At 48.8% G+C, this 8,716-nt stretch carries 2 protein-coding genes; one reads left to right on the top strand and one right to left on the bottom strand.

Features of this window, described 5'->3' with window-relative positions:
• Positions 1 to 331 precede the first annotated feature (331 nt).
• Positions 332 to 1,195, top strand: coding sequence for an ABC transporter permease (locus tag PN462_RS04545; RefSeq protein ID WP_272126808.1), 864 nt, complete (start codon positions 332 to 334; stop codon positions 1,193 to 1,195).
• Positions 1,196 to 1,227: 32 nt separating this feature from the next.
• Here PN462_RS04545 and PN462_RS04540 read toward each other — a convergent pair whose 3' ends face one another.
• Positions 1,228 to 8,424, bottom strand: coding sequence for an SBBP repeat-containing protein (locus tag PN462_RS04540; RefSeq protein WP_272126807.1), 7,197 nt, complete (start codon positions 8,422 to 8,424; stop codon positions 1,228 to 1,230).
• Between the last annotated feature and the right edge of the window lie 292 nt (positions 8,425 to 8,716).

Genomic DNA, 8,716 nt, shown 5'->3' with positions numbered 1-8,716 from the left:
CCGCCCCCTTACAGCTAATCCGGTCTAGAGAAACGACCAGTAGTGTTAATCCGCAATACCCCTGGAGAGCTATTCGCAGCTACGGGAAGGTTATCTCTCCCCACTCCCCCACCTCACGAAGTAGGTGGGGGTCATTGAAACTCAATCCAAATAGTGAATACAAGAGAGAAAAGATTTCTCTCCACCCACATTTTAGCTAGAGATGGCGAGACTGTTGTGATTTGGGTAACTTATTGTGATAGGTGAGGATCGTTCTCTAAAATTCATGTACTGTAGGTCTGGCTGCCTTAACTCACCCAATCCCCTCTAACGCTATTCACAACTTACTGAAATGACCCCAATTCAACGTCCAACCCCCCGCCCTCACCCTTCCCTCTCCCGTAACTTAATGCTGGCGGGAATTTTAATTACCTTATTTTTCATCATTGTCGCAGTATTTGCGCCCACCTTTGAGACTTGGGGATGGTTGCAAGACCCCCGCGCTTCCCTAGTAAACCCTATCCACGAACCCCCCAGTCTTGACCATTGGTTTGGCACATCCCGCCAAGGATATGATGTCTTTTCCCGTACCTTATTTGGGTCCAGAGCCGCATTACAAGTGGTGATCTTAGCCACCAGTTTATCCTTAATCTTGGGAGTCCCCTTGGGGTTGATTAGCGGGTATTTGGGGGGACGAGTCGATCGCATTTTACTCTTTTTCATGGACACCATTTATACATTACCTGGGTTGTTACTCTCCGTCACCTTGGCCTTTGTGGTAGGACGAGGAGTATTTAATGCTGCGATCGCGCTCAGTATCTCCTACATCCCCCAATACTTCCGCGTCGTTCGCAACCATACCACCTCCGTCAAAACCGAACTATTCATCGAGGCCGCCCAAGCCATGGGAGCAACCCCCCGTCACATCCTCACCCGTTATCTCTTTTGGAACGTGATCCAAAGCGTCCCCGTCCTCTTTACCCTCAACGCCGCCGACGCAATTCTTATTTTAGGCGGTCTCGGCTTTCTCGGCTTAGGCTTACCCCTCGACACCCCCGAATGGGGACACGACCTCAAACTCGCCTTAGACTCCCTCCCCACCGGAGTTTGGTGGACCACATTATTTCCGGGGTTAGCCATGACCTTCATGGTAACGGGGTTGTCCCTGTTAGGCGAAGGACTCAGCGACATTTTCAACCCCGAAACCCGTCGTTAACATTTCCCCATCTCAGATCAGGATGTTTGAGATCAAACTAACTTCATCGTCCAAGCATCCTCCTTCCCTGCATCACTCTCTCCCAACTGTCCCCCAGTCGTCCCCGTGAGATAAATCCCATTCCCCGCAAGGATCATATCAGCCACCGTATCCTTCGCCGCAGTGCCATACTGCTGTCGCCATTGCAACGCCCCAGCCACATCATATTTCGCCGTCCAGACATCCTCAGCCCCAAATTGGCTGGTTTCATCCATCGACCCACGGGTATTCCCGGCCAGATAGACACTCCCCAACGCATCCACCGCAACACTGGTCGCCGTATCATAGGCTTCAGTCCCGATTTGGCGTTTCCAGTTCAGATTACCCGCAGTCGCGTCAATTTGCGCCACCCAAGCATCCGTTTCCCCGTAGAATGTACCGCCAAAATCATCTTTTGTACCGTGTCTCGCATCCCACCAAGCATCATGATCTCCCGTCCACGCATCGGCATCTCCGGTGTAAATATCCCCAAACCAACCGCGTGTTTGTCCAGACAGATAGACCGTCCCATGATTAGAATCTACCTTAATCCCATGGGCAATATCCTCCGTCATTGTCCCCAACCGCTTCAACCAGTCTTGAGTGCCATCACTATTAAATTTCGCCACCCAAGCATCCATATCTTCCCCTTCGTGGTCTTGCCAGACATCCCCTTCACTAAAGATTTTCTCTCCTAACTGGCCCTGAGTTTGTCCGGTGAGATAAACATTACCCGCATCATCCACATCTATCCCGTGTACATCATCCACTCCCCCAGTCCCAAGGGTTTGTCCCCAGTCATTCTGGGGATTGCCATTAGCGTCATATTTGGCTAACCAAATATCAGCTTGGGAGGTGCGGCCAGTTAAATAAACATTGCCAGAGGGATCAACCGCTACTCCACTAGCAAAATCATAATTACTGGCTAACTCTCGTTTCCAGAGTTGTTCCCCCTCACTGTTATACTTAGCAACCCAAGCATCTCGTTGATTACTTGTGCCATCCATAGACCCATCCGTCCACCCTGTCACATAGAGATTATCCTCTTGATCTACCGTCAGCGCAGAGGCCGTATCATATCCAGTAGCCCCCAGTTGGACTTGCCATTCTTCCTTGCCATCACTGTCATATTTCGCCAAGAAACTATCATAGAGTCCACCATTGGGGGCGTTCAACTCTCCTGATGTCCGTCCGGCAATATAGGCGTTATTTTGGCTATCAAAAGCCACAGCATTGGCGTTATCGTATTCAGGTGTGCCTAACTGTTGAGTCCAAGTGAGGGTTTGGGTGTCATTATCCAGTAAGTCAACATGAGTCCGGTCTCGACTAGAAAGGGTATAGTTTTCGTTTTCGAGGAGAAACAGTTCCACCAGTTCATCTTTTTCCACTTGAGTATCATCAATGGGATTAATGGTAATAGTGGCTGACGACTCTCCCGCAGGAATGGTGATACTTTCAGGAATTTCTGCAAAATCTTCTCCCTGGGTTGCTCTGTGCCACCAGTAGGGGGAAACAAAATAGTGAACCACTAAATCTTCGCTGGTGTCTCCGGTGCGTTTAACAGTAAATTCTCCAGGATCGCCATATTCTGAGGCTTCTGGATCGGTGGGTATAATGGAAACCGTAGGTTTATCGTCATCATCCCAAATCACCGTTTTACGACTCCCCCACCCCTCTTGTATTTCGTAATTCTCACTGGGTTTGATGTCGAGTTGAATGGTCTCCTCTCCTTCAACTTCATCATCATCAATGGGGGTGAATTTCATATTGTTATCATGTTCCCCTGCGGGAATGACAATACTGGTGGGTAAATCATAATCAACCCCATTGGTTGCTGTTCCCGTGAGGGATAAATCAACGGTCAAATCTTCGCTAATATCGCCCACTCGACGAAAGAGTAATCCGCCATTATTACCCGCTTCAGAGGTATAATTCTCTTGATGAAATTCATCTGTAACGCCGTGATACCATTCGGCATAGAGTTTGACTTTGGGGGTTTCGTTATCCCAAATGGTCACGGTGTCGGTGCTTTGTTCACTGACTTCGTAATCTTGATGGTCTGTTAAATTTAATTTGACGGTTTCTGGCCATTCTGTCACCTCGTCATCAATGGGTTGGACTGGGACTACCACAGAAGACTCCCCAACAGGAATGGTGACACTCCCCGATAATTCTTCGTAGTCCGTCCCATTAGTCCCTGGAGGTCGTCCCCAATGGCCAGTTGTGGCTAGGTCATAATGGACGGTTAAGGGTTGATCAGTATGGCCTGTGCGAGAAATGGTAAATGCGCCAGTATCTTCTCCTTCGGTGGCCTCTGGGTCCGTTGCTTCAATGTTGACAATGGGTTTTGCTCCGTGGAGGTTGAGTGTCCAGTCTTGCCATTCTCTTGTATGGCTAGTATTTTGGGTATCTGTGACTTTTAATGTCCATTCTCCGTAAGAGGGTTCACCCCAATGATGGGCTGAGGTAAATATCCAGTTATAATCTTCTCCGGTGCTGCCATTGGGTTTGGCTAATGTCGATTCACTCACGATCTGATTGCCGTCAGCGTCCTCATAGCGGTGTTCTAGGACAACTTCTAATGTTCCCCGGTTCGGATGAATGGCATTAAACTCAACTTCGGCCCATTCAACGGTCATTTCATTGTCGGGATTGTTGAATTCAATACTACCTGTGACTTCTTGGTCAGTTTGAATTAACTTAGGTTGGTCATCGGTTTGACTCAAGGAGACTTCACGGCCAACGGGTTGCCACTCTTTCGCTAAATTAACTGCCGCTTCTGCATCAACGGCCCCAAATCCATATTTTTCATTGACCCAATAACCTCCCCCATTTTGTTTCCAGTCTGGGTCGTCTGGGTCATTTTGCTGGGCGGTTTGGGCTAAGATATGTTGGATATCCCGTGCTGTTAAGGTGGGGTTGGCTTCTAACATTAAAGCAACGACACCGGAGACATAAGGGGCAGCAGCAGATGTGCCTCCAAACCCGTGCATATAGTCATCTTCGTTGCTGGTGGTGGTAATGCCGTCACTCATGAGGGCAAGTTGCCATTTTTTCAAGTGACCTGTTTCACCTGTTTTTTGATCTTTAATTTGTAATTGCCATGTACCGTTGGGGTTTTCTCCGGCGAATTGAGATAAATCTCCTTGAGGCCGGAAGACCCCTTGAAAGGGGCTGTTTTCGTCTAATACAGAGGCGGTGTCCCGTTCTGCACCATTGTTCAGCGTTAAAGCGGGACCGTAGATAGAGGAAATAGGATCGGCTGGATTTTGATTAATTGCGTCGTCAAAGGGAACATCAGCAAAGAGTTTCACGGGTGTTCCTGATGGACTGATTAAGGTAACATCTAGGTCTTCATACTGTTCATGGTCAATATTGAGCGTGATAGCCAAATTGTCTAGGTTTCCTGTAAAGTCGGAGACTTCTAGGTTAGATGTTATGGCTGTTCCATCATCCGGTATAGGGAGTCCATCCGGAGCCAAGAAACTGGCATGGCTCTTATTGAAGGTTTTGCCATTGTTAGAGTAGGCTGAGACAAATAATGATGAGCCAACTTCGCTGTATTGAGAATGTTGGCCTGTGGAATCAATGGCCCCGACTGCAATGGTATGGCGAGAGTTGGCGTAACTGTTGTAGTTGACGTTGTGGGTTTCGTCACCCTCTTTACGGGAGTTACCCTGATTTCCGGCGGCAAAAATATAAACATTGCCTAACCCGTCTCGTCCGGTTTGACTGCTGGTTTCTAGGGCGTATTCGACTAGGGGATCGAGGGATTGAAAGGGGTTAAAGCCCCAACTGTTATTGTAGATGTCAATATCTTGGTGGAGATAGCTGAGAGCATCGGCGACTTCTAGCCAGTTGGTTTCATCGGCCCCCATGCGTAGCCCTGCCCAAGAGGTGTTCGGGGCGATACCAGTTCCTCCGGTTTGATTATCTCCTTGGGCGGCGGCGACTCCTGTGACGGCTGTGCCATGGTTATGTTGGGTGTTGAAGTTTAATGACCAGTTTTCTAAGGAGGCGTAGGTTGGGCTTTCAATTTCTAAAAACCAAGTGCCGTTGGGGGTTTGACCGACTAAGGCATTTTGGTCATTGTTGTCTAAGACAAAGTGGCCATTATTTTGATGGGTGAGTGGCACTCGTTCCCCTTCGGAACTGACGAGAGTAGGGGTTAAGGTGTCGGGGTTGAAGTTGTCAGAGGTGGATGTAATCTCGACGTTGGCTGCTACGGTGGCAATTTCTCCACTGCTTAAACTGCGTATATCCAGTTCAAACTGGTTTTGTCCCGACCAAATGGAGGTGGGGGCGGTTGCGCGATCGCTATTTTGTACTAAAAAGGACGACTCATAGTCATAGGTCGTAGAAATCTGGGAATCTGGGTCATGATCATAGGTGATGCCATCGGCTTCTTTTTCGTCAAAGTCCCGACTGAGATCAGCCCGATAATTCCCCGCTAAGTCTTCATGGTCGGTATCAAAGCCATTGTCCACGAAACCAATAACGGTGTCTTCTCCTTGGCTTTGGTCCCAAGTCTCTTGGATATTATTCTGTAAGTGCCATTGTGTCCCGTCTTGGACGAGGGGTTCGTTGGCGGGGGAGTTGAAGGTAAGGTTAATGGGGACCAAGGGATAGGCAAATTCTAGGCCGGGGAAACCCTCTAGGGTTTTGACAATTTGTTGGGGGGTTTTGTTTTTGGGGAATTTCCAGACGTGGGTGTTGGGGATGTGTCCGGTGGCTTTGAGGTGGTCAGCCCCCAAGAGGTCGGCGAGTTGACTGGGGGACTGGCCGGGGGAGATGCCGACGACCCATTCTTGGGTTTGTGCCAGGGCGGTGGGGTTGTAGTTGTTGAGGTTTTGAGAACGAGTTACTGCAAATCGTACCCGACTCGATAAGGAATCGACAATTTTATCCCCACTGGGAACAAAACTGATGGCCTCTACTAAGGTTTGACCAAAGGCGGTATCGCGCCAATCTTGGCTAGGGTCAATAACATCATCTAAACTGGGAACATTGGCTGTGGCCCCGGTGAGTTGGAAAATTAAATCTTGATAATTGCGTACAGAGGGCGGGTTTTTGTTTTCTTCGAGGGTAAAGGTTTTCCCATCTCCTGTGATATCTGCTAAATATCCCCCATTAAATTCGTCTATTGCTTGTACCGGAGTCATGGAAAAGAGGGGTTGTTGGGAGAGTCCCAAGGCGGGATTCTCTGCTAAGTCTGCAACTGTTCCATTGGGGACTAGCATCACCCCAACTTCATCCCCAGGAGTGAGGGTGACGGTTTGTTTGCCTGGGTAGTCTCCTTGATTTTCTGGACTGGGGAAGCGGGTCCCTTGGGTCTGATCTTGAAAGAGAATTCCCCCTTGGTTGGCTTGTTCTAAACTCCGACGACTGGCTTCGGCAATAAATTCTGGCGACCCCGGTTTATATTGTTCCATGCCGTCTAAACTGAAGACTGCGACTTCTCCTTGATAAATGCCGCCATCATAGAGAAAATCGGCATGAATTTCTCCGGTTTCGCCGACGGTAAATGTGCCGGACTCCCATCCTTGCCAGTCGGTTTCAGGGTTATACGCTGAGTTGGGCGGGGGTTGTAGTCCTACTTTACTGGCATCGGGAATAGTGGCGGCGGCCAGATAGCTGGCGGCGGCAATATCCACAATGGCGGCCCCGGTTTCTGGGTCTTGGTCTGTGGCGGTTTCTTGGAAAATGTCGATGACTTGTTGATAACTGAGATCGGGGTTGATGGCCCAGACTTGGGAGAGTTGTCCAACGAGATCAGCCGCGACTTGGGGGGATTCGGTGGCGGCTTCGACAATGACTAGGTTATCAAATGGGGCCGTTTCTTGCTCCCAGGTGGGGTTAATTTCTTGGCCGTCTTGGGTGACGGCAATGACTAACACTCCGTTGTCTTGAGCATAACTTAATGCTTCTTTTTGGCTGTCGGTTAAGGTGTCGGTGTCGAGAGGGTTGAGGACGTTGGGTTCAAAGGTATTGAGATATGCGATCGCATTCTCAGGCCCTGCCTCTCTTGCCGTATCCACAAACTCCCGCAAACTCTCTCCCCAACTCTCGGTATCAGCCCGGCCTACCCACAAGGGAGACTCGTCTTGATCTAAGGTGGTAATGGCCTCAGTGTCGGCAGACTCAACCCCAGAAGAATCAGGATTATTAATCGCTTCTGGTGCATTAGGACTAGAATTGTCTGTCTCCCCTCCACTCTCCTCTAACGGAGACAAGGGGTTATCATCCCCATCTATATGATCTTGTCCTAAGGTAATCTGGTTATAGTCAATGTCCGGGTGATCTGCCGGAATTTCTGGGGATTGAATTGCCCCGACTAACGGTTGTGCCTCGATTGGAGGGTCTGGAACTTTAACCGCTTCCTGAGCCGATTCTATCAGTTCTCGGCCTAACTCTGTCTCCTGCCAATCGGAGTCTGGGTCAATTAAATTATCCAGTAACTCTGCTTTTCCTGTCGCGCCTCGCACTTGGAAAATTAAATCATTATAGTCTTGGTCATACCAACTATGATCAAAGCGCACATCCTCCATAACAAAGGTGTTCCCATCCCCCGTTACATCGGCAATTTGCCCAATATGCAAGGTATCATCGGGGTTGGCCGTGGAAAGGGAAAATAAGGGTTGTTTTGCTCCTCCCACGCTAGGATTCTCATAGACTTCTTCTACTGTTCCATTGGGGACTAACATAATGCCAAATCGTTCCCCAGACCGCATCTGAACGGTTTTTACACCCTGATAGTCTCCTGAATTCCAATTTTTCCCTTCTCCTAAGTCTCCCTCAAATTTTGCTCCCTCACTTTGGTCAAATAAGACCACATGACCTAATTCTGATTCGCTTAAACTCCGTCGGGCCGCTTCTTCGATAAATTCTTCTGAACCCGCTTCTGCATCCAGTCCTTCTAAACTAAAAATCCCCAATTCAAATTTATATTTCCCGCCATCAAAGAGGAAGTCAATGCCGACTTCTCCGGTGTCTCCGACGGTGAAGTATCCCGACTCAAAGGTGGGGGTTTCCTCCCCGGTATGCAACGCAGAGAGGACTTCGGGGAGTTCGACGGGGGTGGGGTCGGGGAGGTCGTCTCCGGCATCTATTAAGCCGCTAGGGGTTAAAATGGGTTCGAGGACGAAGGATTGGATTTGATTAGGGTTGTCTGCGCTGGGAGGGGCGAAACGTTGCCAGAGTCGTTTTAACATGGTAGTCACCTTTGACACAAATCAGAGAACGAAATTTTTAAAGTGGGTTTATTAATTCTCTTGGGAGAATTGCGATTTTTATGCGTTGGTTATCATTTTTTCAACAGCTTTGGGGTGAAACCCAAGGCTAAGAGCTTAAACCCGTTAAAAACGGGTTGAGGAGAGAGGGGGGAGATTTTACTCTATTGCAGTCACTTTAATACGCCTTGGGTTGAAACCCAAAGCTGTTGAAAAAATGATAACCAACGCATAAAAATCGCAATTCTCCCAAGAGAATTAATAAACCCACTTT

The organism is Spirulina sp. CS-785/01, from assembly GCF_028330525.1.
Taxonomy (GTDB): domain Bacteria; phylum Cyanobacteriota; class Cyanobacteriia; order Cyanobacteriales; family Spirulinaceae; genus JAQMSD01.
Note: the sequence above shows the minus strand (reverse complement) of the source record. Positions and strands in the feature narration are given on the sequence as shown.